The organism is Pseudomonas sp. SORGH_AS_0211, from assembly GCF_031453455.1.
In the GTDB taxonomy this organism is placed as follows: domain Bacteria; phylum Pseudomonadota; class Gammaproteobacteria; order Pseudomonadales; family Pseudomonadaceae; genus Chryseomonas; species Chryseomonas aestiva.
In genome coordinates this window covers 4,172,617-4,187,420 of sequence record NZ_JAVIZV010000001.1, presented here as the reverse complement: position 1 = coordinate 4,187,420, position 14,804 = coordinate 4,172,617, and the positions used below count along the sequence as shown (strand labels likewise).

13 protein-coding genes and 2 pseudogenes are annotated in these 14,804 nt (G+C 66.2%); 7 read left to right on the top strand and 8 right to left on the bottom strand.

The features are described 5' to 3' along the window. Positions 1-101 precede the first annotated feature (101 nt). A complete protein-coding gene (radC, locus tag QE393_RS19370; RefSeq protein WP_310045102.1) occupies positions 102-776 on the bottom strand; it encodes a DNA repair protein RadC in 675 nt (224 codons plus the stop codon). A gap of 136 nt (positions 777-912) precedes the next feature. Between radC and coaBC the strand changes: the two genes are divergently transcribed. The 4 genes from coaBC (at position 913) to argB (ending at position 6,168) form a co-directional block, all read left to right on the top strand. Continuing rightward, on the top strand, positions 913-2,136 hold the full coding sequence (gene coaBC, locus QE393_RS19365) for a bifunctional phosphopantothenoylcysteine decarboxylase/phosphopantothenate--cysteine ligase CoaBC (protein WP_310045101.1): 1,224 nt from the start codon (positions 913-915) through the stop codon (positions 2,134-2,136). Next, complete coding sequence (gene dut / locus QE393_RS19360; protein ID WP_310045099.1) at positions 2,129-2,584, top strand: dUTP diphosphatase; 456 nt, start codon at positions 2,129-2,131, stop codon at positions 2,582-2,584. The genes coaBC and dut overlap by 8 nt, the downstream gene beginning before the upstream one ends. A gap of 1,212 nt (positions 2,585-3,796) precedes the next feature. After that, positions 3,797-5,191 carry a phosphomannomutase/phosphoglucomutase gene (gene algC, locus QE393_RS19355; protein WP_218568701.1) on the top strand — a complete coding sequence of 465 codons (1,395 nt, stop codon included), beginning with the start codon at positions 3,797-3,799 and terminating at the stop codon, positions 5,189-5,191. A 74-nt stretch (positions 5,192-5,265) separates the two neighbouring features. After that, a complete protein-coding gene (argB, locus tag QE393_RS19350; protein WP_273805573.1) occupies positions 5,266-6,168 on the top strand; it encodes an acetylglutamate kinase in 903 nt (300 codons plus the stop codon). Between the two features lie 61 nt (positions 6,169-6,229). On the opposite strand, the gene QE393_RS19345 is transcribed toward argB, so the two are convergent. The 4 genes from QE393_RS19345 to pyrE all read right to left on the bottom strand — a co-directional run bounded on the left by QE393_RS19345 (position 6,230) and on the right by pyrE (position 9,215). Further along, complete coding sequence (locus QE393_RS19345; RefSeq protein WP_310045097.1) at positions 6,230-7,081, bottom strand: DUF1989 domain-containing protein; 852 nt, start codon at positions 7,079-7,081, stop codon at positions 6,230-6,232. A gap of 15 nt (positions 7,082-7,096) precedes the next feature. Further along, positions 7,097-7,762, bottom strand: coding sequence for a GntR family transcriptional regulator (locus QE393_RS19340; RefSeq protein WP_310045096.1), 666 nt, complete (start codon positions 7,760-7,762; stop codon positions 7,097-7,099). Positions 7,763-7,952: 190 nt separating this feature from the next. Further along, the gene (locus tag QE393_RS19335) at positions 7,953-8,549 is read right to left on the bottom strand and encodes a DUF4124 domain-containing protein (RefSeq protein ID WP_310045094.1); all 597 of its coding nucleotides are present in this window, start codon (positions 8,547-8,549) and stop codon (positions 7,953-7,955) included. Between the two features lie 24 nt (positions 8,550-8,573). Next, a complete protein-coding gene (pyrE, locus tag QE393_RS19330; RefSeq protein ID WP_158890670.1) occupies positions 8,574-9,215 on the bottom strand; it encodes an orotate phosphoribosyltransferase in 642 nt (213 codons plus the stop codon). 80 nt (positions 9,216-9,295) lie between these two features. Between pyrE and QE393_RS19325 the strand changes: the two genes are divergently transcribed. After that, complete coding sequence (locus tag QE393_RS19325; RefSeq protein ID WP_310045093.1) at positions 9,296-10,075, top strand: exodeoxyribonuclease III; 780 nt, start codon at positions 9,296-9,298, stop codon at positions 10,073-10,075. 57 nt (positions 10,076-10,132) lie between these two features. Here the strand turns inward: QE393_RS19325 and QE393_RS19320 are convergent, their stop codons facing one another. The 3 genes and pseudogenes from QE393_RS19320 to QE393_RS22655 all read right to left on the bottom strand — a co-directional run. Continuing rightward, positions 10,133-10,561 (bottom strand): universal stress protein, encoded by a 429-nt coding sequence (locus tag QE393_RS19320; RefSeq protein WP_310045092.1) that lies wholly within the window; start codon positions 10,559-10,561, stop codon positions 10,133-10,135. Between the two features lie 81 nt (positions 10,562-10,642). Continuing rightward, positions 10,643-11,119, bottom strand: a pseudogene (locus QE393_RS22660) (methyl-accepting chemotaxis protein); the annotation flags it as partial. Positions 11,120-11,230: 111 nt separating this feature from the next. Next, positions 11,231-12,001 (bottom strand): annotated as a pseudogene (locus QE393_RS22655) (PAS domain-containing protein); the annotation flags it as partial. Between the two features lie 215 nt (positions 12,002-12,216). On the opposite strand from QE393_RS22655, the gene glyA reads away from it, so the two are divergent. Both glyA and QE393_RS19305 read left to right on the top strand, forming a co-directional pair. Next, the gene (gene glyA / locus QE393_RS19310) at positions 12,217-13,470 is read left to right on the top strand and encodes a serine hydroxymethyltransferase (protein WP_308708680.1); all 1,254 of its coding nucleotides are present in this window, start codon (positions 12,217-12,219) and stop codon (positions 13,468-13,470) included. Positions 13,471-13,548: 78 nt separating this feature from the next. Continuing rightward, entirely contained in the window at positions 13,549-14,799 is a 1,251-nt protein-coding gene (locus tag QE393_RS19305; protein ID WP_059316711.1) for a sarcosine oxidase subunit beta family protein, read from the top strand. Positions 14,800-14,804: the final 5 nt, after the last annotated feature.

Genomic DNA, 14,804 nt, shown 5'->3' with positions numbered 1-14,804 from the left:
CCCAAGCAACTGACGATCATCGTCAGTTTCAAGTGAGGGATAATTTGAGAATTATAAAGTTAGTCTTTAGGGTGGCTGGAAGTTGCTTGCTTGTGAAGGTATTAAAGCCACCCATATTCCGCCATCGACAGCGGCTCCCCATCCCCCACGATGAAATGATCCAGCACCCGCACATCGACCAGCGCCAGGGCGTCCTTGAGTCTCGTGGTGAGCAGGCGGTCGGCCTGGCTGGGTTCGGCGATGCCGGAAGGGTGGTTGTGGGTCAGGATGACGGCGGCGGCGTTGTGGGCGAGGGCGCGCTTGACCACCTGGCGTGGGTAGACGCTGGCGCCGTCGATGGTGCCGTGGAACAGGGCTTCGAAGGCCAGCACCCGGTGGCGGGTGTCGAGGAACAGGCAGCCGAAGATCTCGTGGGGTTCGTGGCGCAGGCGCGCCTTGAGATAGTCGCGGACCTGCTGGGGGCTTTCGAGGGCCGAGTCGCGCCTGAGGCCTTCGGCCAGGTGGCGGCGGCCCATTTCCAGCACGGCCTGCAATTGGCTGAACTTGGCCGGGCCGAGGCCGAGGTGGGCGCTGAAGGCGGCGAGGTCGGCTTCCAGCAGCGCCCTGAGGCTGCCGAATTCCCCGAGCAGCTGGCGGGCGAGGTCCACCGCGCTTTTGCCGGCCACGCCGGTGCGCAAAAAGATCGCCAGCAGTTCGGCGTCGGTGAGGGCCTGGGCGCCCCGTTCCAGCAGTTTCTCCCGCGGCCGTTCCTGGGCCGGCCAATCCTTGATGCTCATGGGGCGCTCCCTGTCTGGCGGGGCGCCTGCGTCCTGCAGGCGCTGTGCTATCTTAACCGGATCATTCGCGGGTGCGCGCAGGCCTCGATTGGCCGTGCGATGCCCGTTCTAGACGGTTCGAGAACGGAAAGGCTATATGCAGCGGCTCCATCGTAAACGCATCGTGCTGGGCGTCGGAGGTGGCATCGCCGCTTACAAGAGCGCCGAGCTGGTGCGCCGCCTCAAGGATCAGGGCGCCGAGGTGCGGGTGGTACTGACCCGCGGCGGGCGCGAATTCATCACGCCGCTGACCCTGCAGGCACTGTCGGGTCTGCCGGTGCATCTTGATCTGCTGGACCCGGCCGCCGAAGCGGCCATGGGGCATATCGAGCTGGCCCGCTGGGCCGATCTGGTCTTGGTCGCCCCGGCCACCGCCGATGTCATGGCGCGCCTGGCCCAGGGCGTGGCGGACGATCTGCTCACGACGATAGTGCTGGCCACCGATGCCCGGGTCGCCCTGGCACCGGCCATGAACCAGGCCATGTGGCGCGACCCGGCCACCCAGGCCAATGCCGAGCTCTTGCGCAGCCGTGGCATCAAGCTGTTCGGCCCGGCCAGCGGCAGCCAGGCCTGCGGCGACGTCGGCCCCGGCCGGATGCTGGAGGCCACCGACCTTGCCCAACTCGCCGCCGACTGCTTCCAGCGACTCGACCTGACCGGTCGCCACGTGGTCATCACCGCGGGCCCGACCCAGGAAAACATCGACCCGGTGCGCTACATCACCAACCACAGCTCCGGTCGCATGGGCTTCGCCCTGGCGGAAGCGGCGGCGGAGGCGGGCGCGCGCGTCAGCCTGGTGAGCGGCCCGGTGCACCTGCCGACCCCCGATCGCGTCGAGCGCATCGACGTTATCAGCGCCCGCGACATGCTGGCCGCCTGCGAGGCGCTGATGCCCTGCGACGTGCTCATCGCCTCGGCGGCAGTGGCGGACTATCGCCCCGAGGTCATCGCGCCGCACAAGCTGAAGAAGGACCCCACCCGCGGTGACGGTCTACTTTTGGAGCTGGTGCGCAACCCGGACATCCTCGCCACCCTGGCAGCGCGCCCGGATCGGCCCTTCAGCGTCGGCTTCGCCGCGGAAACCCAGAATCTGCTGGAGTACGCCCAGCGCAAGTTGCGCGACAAGAATCTCGACCTCATCGTCGCCAACGACGTGGCCAATCCGGCCATCGGCTTCAACAGCGAAGACAACGCGGTCACCGTGATCGACCGTGGCCTGCATGAGATCCGCTTCGAGCAGACCAGCAAGGGCAAGATCGCCCGCCAGCTCATCGCCCTGATTTCCACCCACCTGAAAGACACTGCCCAGAACCATGCATAGCCTTCAAGCCAAGATCCTCGACCCGCGCCTGGGGCGCGATTTCCCGTTGCCGTCCTACGCCACCCCCGGTTCGGCCGGCCTCGACCTGCGCGCCATGCTGCAGGAGGATCTGGTGCTGGAGCCGGGGCGGACCGTGCTGATTCCCACCGGGCTCGCCATCCATGTGGCCGATCCGTCGCTGGCGGCGCTGATCCTGCCGCGCTCGGGCCTGGGCCATAAGCACGGCATCGTGCTGGGCAACCTGGTCGGCCTGATCGACTCGGACTACCAGGGCGAACTGATGGTCTCCTGCTGGAATCGCGGCCAGACCACCTTCACCGTGAGCGTGGGCGAACGTATCGCCCAGCTGATGCTCGTACCTGTGGTCCAGGCGCACTTCGATATCGTCGAGAGCTTTACCGAGACCGAGCGGGGCGCTGGCGGCTTCGGGCACTCCGGTACCCGCTGACGCCGGACACGCAAGGCGCGCCGTGACATAAAGGAGAAGAACGGCATGGCAAGGGGCAAGAACGGCAAGGATGTGCGCAAGGCGGCCCCACGGGTCGCGGTTTTGCCCGGCCTGGGCGCGGGGCTGCTGCTGGCGCTCGCCGGCCTGCTGCTGGCCGCTCTGCTGCTGTGGTTCCTGGTGCTGCAGCCGCAGGGCGCGCGCAACCAGGAGCAGCAGGCGGACCAGGCGCTGCAGGCCCAGGCAGCCTCCCTCAATCAATTGCTGGTCGGCCTGACCCGTCGGCTGCAGGGCGTCGCTGGGGATGCCCTGGTGTTGCAGGCCCTGCAAGGCGATGACCCCGCGGCGCGTACGGCGGCCGAGCGCCAGCTGCGCGAGCGGCTCGGCGTGGTCGATGTGCTGGTGGTGCCGGCCGGCATGCGCCAGATCGAGGATGATCGCCCCGGTCCCCTCAACTATGCCGCCCTCGATCTGCTCAAGCGCCTGGAAAGCGGCCAGCGGACCCCGCCGGAAGCCTATCGCGTGGGGGATCGCTGGCTGGTCTACAGCGCCCAGCCCATCCGCCGCGGCGATCAGCTGCTCGGCAGCGCCGTGCTGGTGGAAGCGCTGCCGGACGTCTTGCAGAGCTTGGCCACACCACCGGTGAATGTTGGCCAGTGGCGCCTGCTGCAGCAATTCCCCGGCGGCAGTGCGCAGGTGCTGGCCAGTGGCGGCGCCCCGGGCGATCCGGCATTGATGCGCCGGCTCGCCACCGGCAGCCCGCTGTGGACACTGGAGCTGGCACCCGCCGCCGCGGCCGGTGCCGATACGCCCCTGGGCATTCCGCTGGTGGCGCTGCTGCTGGCGCTGTTTGGCGTGCTGACGGGCTTTTGGCTGTTTTCCCGGGAGCTGTCACGCCGGCTCCGTGACGACGTCCGCAGTCTGACGGCCTATGCCGAGGAACTTGAATCCAATCAGATAGCCAAAAGCCCGACTTTGCGCCTGGCGGTAATGGAACCCGTGGCCAAGTCGACGGCCCGATTGGCCAGCCGATCGGCCGGGTCGTCGCCGGACCTATATGCTGCGGCACCTAGCGATGCCGTGGCCAAGACCCTGGCGGAGTTTGCCGACAGAGGCCGCGCTCAGCAGAGCGAACCGCTGTTCCAGACCACCGACATCCTCGATATCAGTATCCTCGACGAAGACCAGGATCTCCTGGGATTGGAGAAACCCCCGATGAGCACTACCCCGCAAGCCCCCCAACTCAACGCCAGCATCTTCCGCGCCTACGACATCCGTGGCGTGGTGGGTGACTCCCTGACCGCCGAAGCCGCCTACTGGATCGGGCGCGCCATCGGCTCGGAGAGCCTGGCGCGTGGCGAGCCCAACGTGGCCGTCGGCCGTGACGGCCGCCTTTCCGGCCCCGAGCTGGTCGCCCAACTGATCAAGGGCGTGGCCGACAGCGGCGCCAATGTCAGCGATGTCGGCATGGTGCCGACCCCGGTGCTCTACTACGCAGCCAACGTGCTCGAAGGCAAGTCCGGCGTCATGCTGACCGGCAGCCACAACCCGCCGGACTACAACGGCTTCAAGATCGTCATCGCCGGCGAGACCCTGGCCAACGAATCCATCCAGCGTCTGCGCGAGCGCATCGAGACCGGCGACGTGGCCAGCGGCCAGGGCCAGATCAAGCAGGTCGACGTGCTCAAGAGCTACGCCGACTACATCCGCAACGACGTGGTGCTGGCCAAGAAGCTCAAGGTGGTAGTGGACGCCGGTAACGGCGTGGCGGCGGTCAATGCCCCCCAGCTGATCGAATCCCTGGGCTGCGAGGTCATCCCGCTGTTCTGCGAGGTGGACGGCAACTTCCCCAACCACCATCCGGATCCGGGCAAGCCCGAGAACCTGGAAGACCTGATCGCCAAGGTCAAGGAAACCGGTGCCGACCTGGGCCTGGCCTTTGACGGCGACGGCGACCGCGTCGGCGTGGTGACCAACGAAGGCAAGATCATCTATCCCGACCAGCTGCTGATGCTGTTCGCCAAGGACGTGGTCTCCCGTAACCCGGGCGCCGACATCATCTTCGACGTCAAATGCACCCGCCGCCTGAACAACCTCATCGCCGGCTACGGCGGTCGTCCCATCATGTGGAAGACCGGCCACTCGCTGATCAAGAAGAAGATGAAGGAAACCGGTGCCCTGCTGGCCGGCGAGATGAGCGGCCACGTGTTCTTCAAGGAGCGCTGGTTCGGCTTCGACGACGGCATCTACAGCGCCGTGCGCCTGCTGGAGATCCTCAGCCAGGAGAAGAACAGCGCCCAACAGGTGTTCGATACCTTCCCGGTAGACATCTCCACCCCGGAGATCAATATCCAGGTGACCGAAGAGAGCAAGTTCGGCATCATCGAGACCCTGCAGCGCGACGCCCAGTGGGGCGATGCCCAGATCACCACCCTGGACGGCGTTCGCGTCGATTACCAGAACGGTTGGGGTCTGGTGCGTGCGTCCAACACCACGCCGGTGCTGGTGCTGCGCTTCGAGGCGGAAACCCTCGAGGAGCTGGAGCGCATCAAGACGGTGTTCCGCAAGCAGCTGCTGGCGGTGGAGCCGGATCTGAATCTGCCGTTCTGACCTCGGGTCAGCGGTAGCACAGAGGGCGCCTAGGCGCCCTTTGTCTTTTCTTAGTCGACCTTGAGAGGTGAGCCATGACCCTGAGCCGCGAGGATGCCTCGCACGTCGCCGAGGTGCTGTCCGAGGCGCTGCCCTATATCCGCCGGTTCGTCGGCAAGACGCTGGTGATCAAGTACGGCGGCAACGCCATGGAGAGCGACGAGCTCAAGGCCGGCTTCGCCCGTGACATCGTGCTGATGAAGGCGGTGGGCATCAACCCGGTGGTGGTGCACGGCGGCGGTCCGCAGATCGGCGACCTGCTCAAGCGCCTGTCCATCGAGAGCCACTTCATCGACGGCATGCGCGTCACCGACGCCCAGACCATGGACGTGGTGGAGATGGTCCTGGGCGGCCAGGTCAACAAGGACATCGTCAACCTGATCAACCGCCATGGCGGCAAGGCCATCGGCCTGACCGGCAAGGACGCGGGCCTGATCCGTGCCACCAAGCTCAAGGTCAGCCGGCAGACGCCGGAGATGACCAAGCCGGAGATCATCGACATCGGCCACGTGGGCGAGGTCACCGGGGTCAACATCGACCTGATCAACATGCTGGTGCGCGGTGACTTCATCCCGGTCATCGCACCCATCGGCGTGGGTCCGGAGGGCGAGTCCTACAACATCAACGCCGACCTGGTGGCAGGCAAGGTGGCCGAGGCGCTCAAGGCCGAGAAGCTGATGCTGCTGACCAACATCGCCGGCCTGATGGACAAGCAGGGCCAGGTGCTCACGGGGCTTTCCACCGAGCAGGTCAATTCGCTGATCGCCGACGGCACCATCTACGGCGGCATGCTGCCGAAGATCCGCTGCGCGCTGGAAGCGGTGCAGGGCGGGGTGCAGAGCGCCCACATCATCGACGGCCGGGTGCCCAACGCGGTGCTGCTGGAAATCTTCACCGACGTCGGCGTCGGTACGCTGATTTCCAACCGCAAGCGCTAAGCGCTTTCGGTCGGACCAAAAAACGGCGCCCCAGGGCGCCGTTTTCATTGCTGGCCCGGACTCACTGCTCCCAGCTGGCCTTGGGCAACGTCAGGCCGTGCTGGCCGTTGTAGGCCGCCCGCTTGGGCGACTCCCAACCCTGCAGCAGCTCATCCTCGACCCGGTAGATCTCCACTCCTAGTGGACGGCAGACCTTGAGCGGGTCCTCGGCATCGGGCCCCCACATCGCCAGGGACAGGTCGCCGCCCGGGCAGGTGGACAGGGCGCAGAGCACGTCGATCTCGGCGAAGAACTCCAGGTAGTCGCCGGGCTTGGCCGGGCAGGCCTTCATGAAGTACAGGTCATCGTGGTTGAGACCGGTGCACTGGAAGATGTTCAGCACATCGTGGACATCGAATTCGGTGAGGCCGTGGGGCAGTACCGCGCGCGTCAGATTCGAATGGCAGTGGTGGTGGAAGTCCTCGCCGGTGAGCATCTTGTTGACGTAAGGGTCGCAGCGGGTGCCGAGCAGGTCATGCAGGCGACCACCGTGTTCGTCGATGCCATAGCCGGCCAGGCTGTCGTCGGTGATGGTCAGCAGCGGACGCAGGAAGGGCAGGTTGGACCAGAGACGGTCATGGGTGCTGACGTGGGCACCCTGCAGTTGCCGGGTGCGCGCGGCCCACATCCGTTCGCGCGGATCCTCGGCGTTCCAGACGTTGAAGTCGCCGACCTGAGGCCCGTGCGGGGTGGTGACGCGGAATAGATGGCCGGCGGGCACCTTCCAGGCGCGACCGGTACGGATCGGAATCTCGAATTGCTCGATCAGGGTGCGCCCGTCCTTGCGTTCGCGCAGCCGATCGTAGAAGGCCTGATCGACCTGCAGGGCGGAGCCCTGGGTGGACTGGTAGGCGGCGGGGTAGTCCTTGTACATGGGAGGTCTCCTCGGTCAGAGCGGCCTGGCTGCGCTGAGCAGGTCCAGCAGCCGGTTTTCGGAATCGTCGAGATAGCTGGCCATGGCCTCGCCCGCCACCTGGCGGTGCCCGGCGGCGAGCAGGTCGTGGAGCTGGCGGTCGCGGGCTATCCAGGGCCGCTGGAAGTGTTCCTCGTCGGGCGCGAGGGAAAACAGCAGGCGCATCTGGGCGGCGACGGTGGCGAAGAATTCATCGAACAGCGGACTGCGCAGCAGGCCGACGATGTGCTGATGGAAATGCAGGCTGTGGGTGCCAAGGGCGCGCCAGTCCTCGCGCGACTGCGCCAGTTCGGCCGCCTCCAGGGCATCCAGCATCCGATCGGACTGGTATTCGCGCAGCGGGCGGCTGGTGAGGATGGCCTGCAACTCCAGGGTGCGACGCACCTGGAAGATGTCGCGCACCTCGGCCAGGCCCAGACGCCGCACCATGACCCCCTTGTGGCGTACATAGGTGGCCAGGCCCTCGCGATCCAGCTGGTGCAGGGCTTCGCGGATGGAGTTACGCGAGGCGTTGTATGCCTTGACCAGCTCACCCTCGACCAGCGCCGTACCGGGCAGCAGGCGGCCGCCGATGATGTCCTCGCGCATCTCCAGGAGCAGCTGAGCCCCCAGGGACAGCGTGCCCGCTTCTTTGCCACCCATGAGGCTTCGCCATCCGATTGTTCAACAATGCGTTGCAAACGGGCTTGCATGGTACGTGCCAGAAACCTGCAGGCGAGTAAGCTAGTCGCCTGGGGCAAGGCGCCGGCTACTGGCAAGGGGAGGGGGCCTGATAGGCAGCCAGGTCTATGGCAGGTGTCAGGGGCAGGTCCGGGCGCTGCGCCCTAGCGGCTCAGCGATCCGCGTCGGGCGCGCCTTCCAGCCGCTGCATGCGCGCGCGATCGGCGTCGAAGGCGGCGCTAGTGCTGGTGCGCAATTCGGCGTAGCGCTGCAGATCGGCCTGCAGACGCACCTGATCGGCCGCCGCGGCGTCGAGTCGAGCCTGCAGATCCGCAGGGAGCGCCTGGCCATTGCGCTGCTGCACCGCCGCCTGCTCCATCAACTGGCTTTGCAGCTGGCACGTGGCCTCCAGGTTGGCCTTCTTGATCTGCATCAGGCCGTCGAGCTCCGTCAGCTTGCGCGCCTTGGCGCGGTCGACGTCCTCGACATTGCTGTAGAGCTTGCGCAACTGGCCATCGACCAGGGCCTGCTGGCGCTCGCGCGCCTGGCGATCGAGTTCCGCGGCGGGCAGCGCCGGAGCGACCTTACGGATCACCCGGCCCTGTTCGTTGAGCACGTCGTAGCCCTTGCCGGCGTACTCCGGCGGCACGCCCTGGCGATCGATGACCAGGGTGCCGTTACGGTCCAGATAGCGGTACAGCTCGGCCGCCTGGCTGGCCAGCGGCAAGGCGATGAGCAACAGGCTGGCAGCGGCGCGACGTACGACCATGGCCGTCTCTCCTGGGGCTGGCGGCTAGATGCCGTATTGGGCGCGATAGTCCTGGACGGCGGGCAGGTGACGCTTGAGCTCGGCATCCTCGGCCAAGTATTCGAGCACCTGATCCAAGGCGACGATGCTGAGGACCGGAATGCCGTAGTCACGCTCGACTTCCTGGATGGCCGACAACTCGCCGCGGCCACGCTCCTGGCGATTCAGGGCGATGAGCACCCCGGCCGCGCTGGCACCCTGGCCTTCGATGATCTGCATGACCTCGCGGATGGCGGTGCCGGCGGTGATGACGTCATCGATGATCAGCGCCCGACCGGTCAGGGGCGCGCCCACCAGCAGGCCGCCTTCGCCGTGATCCTTGGCTTCCTTGCGGTTGAAGCACCAGGGCACGTCGCGGCCATGGTGCTCGACCAGGGCCACCGCCGTGGCCGCGGCCAGGGGGATGCCCTTGTAGGCCGGGCCGAAGAGGACGTCGAACGGCAGGTTGGCCTGGACCAGCGCATCGGCGTAGCAACGGCCGAGCTGGGCCAGCGCCGAACCGCTGTGGAACAGGCCGGCGTTGAAGAAATAGGGGCTGATGCGACCCGATTTCAGGGTGAATTCACCAAAGCGCAGAACTCCGCGCTCGATGGCGAAACGAATGAAATTACGCTGATACGCCTGCATATAAGTCCTTGCGCGGCTTGTATTTAGCTAAACCGGTTTAGCTCGGGTATCATACATCCACGATTTTTTGGGGGCCATTTATGCGGATCATCAGCTTGAACGTCAATGGTATTCAGGACGCTGTGGAGCGGGGCCTGTTGCCTTGGCTCAAGGCGCAGAATGCCGACGTGATCTGCTTGCAGGATACCCGCGCCTCTTCTTACGACATGGACGACCCGGCCTATGCGCTGGAGGGGTACATCCTCTATGCCTGCGACGCCGAAGTGCCGTCCCAGGGCGGTGTCGCGCTCTATACGCGGGTCCAGCCGAAGGCGGTGATCAGCGGCCTGGGCTTCGAGTCCTGCGATCGTTTCGGTCGCTATCTGCAGGCGGACTTCGACAAGGTCAGCATCGCCACCCTGCTGCTGCCTTCGGGCAAGCGCGGCGATGAAGATCTGAACATGAAATTCAAGTTCATGGACGACTTCACCCACTACCTGAACAAGCAGCGCCGCAAGCGCCGCGAGTACATCTATTGTGGCTCGCTGTACGTGGCGCACCAGAAGCAGGACGTGAAGAACTGGCGCGACTGCCAGCAGATCCCCGGTTTCCTGGCGCCCGAGCGGGCCTGGATGGACGAGGTGATCGGCAACATGGGCTATGTGGATGCCCTGCGCGAAGTGAGCCGCGAAGGCGACCAGTTCAGCTGGTGGCCGGACAGCGACCAGGCCGAGCACCTGAATCTGGGCTGGCGCTTCGACTACAACATCCTCACCCCGGGTCTGCGCCGCTTCGTCCGCTCGGCGCGCCTGCCGCGGCAACCGCGCTTCTCCGAGCACGCGCCGCTGATCATCGACTACGACTGGACCCTGAGCATCTGATCCGCTCGGTGCCTTGAAACGAAAAACCAGCCCGCGGGCTGGTTTTTTGTTGGGCGGTTATTTCACCAGGATCACCGGCAGCGGCACCTGATGGACCACGCGGTGCGCCACCGAGCCGAGCAGCAGGCCGCTGAGCGACCCCAGGCCGCGGGTGCCCATCACCACGGTGTCCACTGCCAGGCGCCGCGCCGTCTCGCCGATGGTCTCGGCGATGCCGCCGAAGCCGACGTGGGTCTGGGCCTCGATCCCGGCTTCGAGCAGGGCAGGGCGCGCCCGCACCAGGATGTCCTCGGCCTTGTCCTGCAGGCTGCCGCGCCATTCGCGCAGGATGCGGTCATCGAAGGGCGCGCCATAGATCTCCGGCTCGTTCTGCACGTTGAGCAGGTGCAGGTCCAGCGTCAGGCCGGCCTTCACCAGGTCGAGGACATAGCGCAGGGCGTTGTCGGCGCTGGGGGAACCGTCGTAGGCGACCAGGACAGTGTGCATGGGGCATCTCCACGAGAGGGGTATGCCTTCATGCTAGACCCTGGCTACCAGGGTCGCTTGATCCCGATCAAGTACGCGGCCTCAATGCCCCACCCAGTTGCGCGCACCCTTGGGAATCACCTCGGATTCGTCCAGCTTGCTGGCGAACATGCTCACGGCTTCCACGGCGTCGCTGGCGCCGTCGCGGATCTGCACGATCACCGCGCCGGCCTGGTCCGCCAGCTCGACGCCCTTGACCGCGCGCCCCTGGGTGCTCTCCATGCTGGCGACCGCCTGCTGGGTTTCGTTGAGAATCCGCCCGATCATCTCGGCAATCTCTGCCGTGGCGCTGCTGGTGCGTCCCGCCAGCTGACGAACCTCGTCGGCGACCACGGCGAAGCCACGGCCCTGGTCTCCGGCGCGGGCCGCTTCGATGGCGGCGTTGAGCGCCAGCAGGTTGGTCTGGTCGGCGATGCCGCGGATGGTGTTGACGATGGCGGTGATCTGCTCGGAACGCTGGCCCAGCTGGCCGATCACCTCGGCGGAGGCGCTGACGTTGTGCGCGATCTCGCGCATCTCGCCCGCGGCGGCCTGGATGATCCGGGTGCCGTGCTCGGCGACCTTCTCGGTCTCGGCGGAGATGTGATAGGCCCGCGAGGCGCTGCGGCCGTCGCTTTCGTGCTTTTCCACCCGCTCGCTGATGTCGCTGGCGTACTTGACCACCTTGTACAGCCGGCCGGTGGCGTCGTACACCGGGTTGTAGCTCGCTTCCAGCCAGATCACCCGGCCATGCTTGCCCAGGCGCTTGAACTGGCCGCGAAAGAACTCGCCGGCGTTGAGGCGGCGCCAGAAGTCGGCGTATTCGCTGCTGTTGACCAGGACGGGCTCGCAGAACAGCCGATGCTGCTGGCCCTGGATCTCCTTCAGGCTGTAACCCAGGGTGGCCAGGAAGTTGTCGTTGGCGTCCAGGATGCGTCCGTCCAGGTCGAACTCGATGCGCGCCAGGGCGCGGTCCAGCGCCTTGAGCTTGCTCTGGGCTTCGCTGTCGCGTTCGACCTGGGCGGTGACGTCGAGGGCGTACTTCACCACCTTGGCGATCTTGCCGCTGCTGTCGGGCAGCGGGTTGTAGCTGGCTTCCAGCCAGAGCGTACGGCCCTGGGCGTCCAGGCGCTGAAAGGTGCCGGAGACGAAACCGCCACGCTTCAGGCGTGTCCAGAAATCGCCATAGTCTCGACCCTGGACCACGCTGGCGGGGCAGAGACGGCGATGGTGCTGGCCGACCAGGGCGTCGGCGCGGTAGCCGGTCAGGCGGAGGAAGTTGTCGTTGGCGCGCAGGATGGTGCCGTCGAGATCGAACTCGATCACCGCCATGGAACGCTCCAGGGCCTGGGTCAGGCCCTGATTGGCATGCTGCTCGGCCTCCAGCCGAGCGATGGTCTTCTTTAGATGCGCATTGAACATGGCAGAACTCGCTGGCTGGGACAAAGACGTAACCAGCCTATCGGCGCCAACGGAGCCGACTTGATAGGGCCCGGCGAACGGCAGAACTCGCCCGTTGAGTGGCTGTCGCAAACGCGCCGGCCCGGGGCGTAAACAGGCATCTTGGGGTCTGGGGCGGGGCCTACCATCGCGGCAAGGGGGTGGTTTTCACCGCCACAGACTTTAGGAGCGCCGCGATGTTCAGCAAGCAGGACCAAATCCAGGGCTACGATGATGCGCTGTTCGCCGCCATGGGCGAGGAAGCGCGGCGCCAGGAGCATCACCTGGAACTGATCGCCTCCGAAAACTACACCAGCCAGCGCGTCATGGAAGCCCAGGGCAGCGTGCTGACCAACAAGTACGCCGAAGGCTATCCGGGCAAGCGCTACTACGGTGGCTGCGAGCATGTCGACAAGGTCGAGCAACTGGCCATCGAGCGCGCCAAGCAGCTGTTCGGCGCCGACTACGCCAACGTCCAGCCGCACTCCGGTTCCCAGGCCAACTCGGCGGTCTACCTGGCGCTGCTGCAGCCCGGCGACACCCTTCTCGGCATGAGCCTGGCCCACGGCGGTCACCTGACCCACGGCGCCAAGGTCAGCTCCTCCGGCAAGCTCTACAACGCCGTGCAGTACGGCATCAACACCGACACCGGGCTGATCGACTACGACGAGGTCGAGCGCCTGGCCCAGGAGCACAAGCCCAAGATGATCGTGGCGGGCTTCTCCGCCTACTCCAAGACCCTGGATTTCCCGCGCTTCCGCGCCATCGCCGACAGCGTGGGTGCCCTGCTGTTCGTCGACATGGCTCACGTGGCCGGTCTGGTCGCCGCGGGTGTCTATCCGAACCCGGTGCCCTTCGCCGACGTGGTGACCACCACCACCCACAAGACCCTGCGCGGCCCGCGTGGCGGCCTGATCCTGTGCAAGGCCAACGCCGACATCGAGAAGAAGCTCAACGCCGCGGTGTTCCCGGGCGCCCAGGGCGGCCCGTTGATGCACGTCATCGCCGGCAAGGCCGTGTGCTTCAAGGAAGCCCTGGAGCCGGGCTTCAAGACCTACCAGCAGCAGGTGATCAGGAACGCCCAGGCCATGGCCGGCGTGTTCAAGGCACGCGGCTACGACGTGGTCTCCGGCGGTACCGACAACCACCTGTTCTTGGTCAGCCTGATCAAGCAGGGCATCACCGGCAAGGACGCGGACGCCGCCCTGGGGCGCGCCTGCATCACCGTGAACAAGAACGCCGTGCCCAACGATCCCCAGTCGCCCTTCGTGACCTCGGGTCTGCGCATCGGCACCCCGGCCCTGACCACCCGCGGCCTGGGCGTCAGTGAAAGCGAACGCGTCGCGGGCTGGATCTGCGACATCCTCGACCACCTCGGCGATGCCGATGTGGAAGCCCAGGTGGCGCGCCAGGTGGCTGCGCTGTGCCGCGACTACCCGGTTTACCGCTAGTCGCCGCGCGCCTGACGCAACCCTTATCCAACCCCTTTCCCCCTCGCGGAAAGGGGCGTCGTCTGCAGGAGTCTCCAGATGCAACGCTATTCCGGCTTCGGCCTCTTCAAGCATTCCCTGAGCCATCACGAGAACTGGCAGCGGATGTGGCGCACCCCGACGCCCAAGCCGGCATACGACGTGGTCATCGTCGGCGGTGGCGGTCACGGTCTGGCCACCGCCTACTACCTCGCCAAGCAGTTCGGCGTGAAGAACGTCGCGGTGATCGAGAAAGGCTGGCTGGGTGGCGGCAACACCGCGCGCAACACCACCATCGTCCGCTCCAACTACCTGTGGGACGAGTCGGCGCACCTCTATGAGCACGCCATGAAGCTGTGGGAAGGCCTGTCCCAGGACCTCAACTACAACGTCATGTTCTCCCAGCGCGGCGTCTACAACCTCTGCCATACCCTGCAGGACATGCGCGATTCCGAGCGCCGGGTCAGCGCCAACCGCCTCAACGGCGTGGACGGCGAACTGCTCGACACCCGCCAGGTGGCCGAGGAGATTCCCTACCTGGACTGCAGCAAGAACACCCGTTACCCGATCTTCGGTGCCACCGTGCAGCGCCGCGGCGGCGTGGCCCGCCACGACGCCGTGGCCTGGGGCTTCGCCCGCGCCGCCGACGCCCTGGGCGTCGACCTAATCCAGCAGACCGAGGTCACCGGCTTCCGCAAGCAGGACGGCAAGGTGATCGGCGTGGAAACCAACCGCGGCTTCATCGGCGCCCGGCGTGTCGGCGTGGTCACCGCCGGCAACTCCGGGCACATGGCCAAGCTCGCCGGCTTCCGCCTGCCGCTGGAATCCCACCCGCTACAGGCGCTGGTGTCCGAGCCGATCAAGCCCATCATCGACAGCGTCATCATGTCCAACGCGGTGCACGGCTACATCAGTCAGTCCGACAAGGGCGACTTGGTGATCGGCGCCGGTATCGACAGCTGGGTCGGCTACGGCCAGCGCGGCTCCTACCCGGTGATCGAGCACACCCTGCAGGCCATCGTCGAGATGTTCCCGATCCTTTCGCGGGTACGCATGAACCGCCAGTGGGGCGGCATCGTCGACACCTCGCCCGACGCCTGCCCGATCATTTCCAAGACCCCGGTGGAAAACCTGTTCTTCAACTGCGGCTGGGGTACCGGCGGCTTCAAGGCCACGCCTGGCTCGGGCAACGTCTTCGCGGCGTCCCTGGCCTCCGGCGAGATGCATCCGCTGGCCAAGCCCTTCTCCATCGACCGTTTCCACACTGGCGCGCTGATCGACGAACACGGCGCAGCGGCCGTCGCGCACTAAGGAGC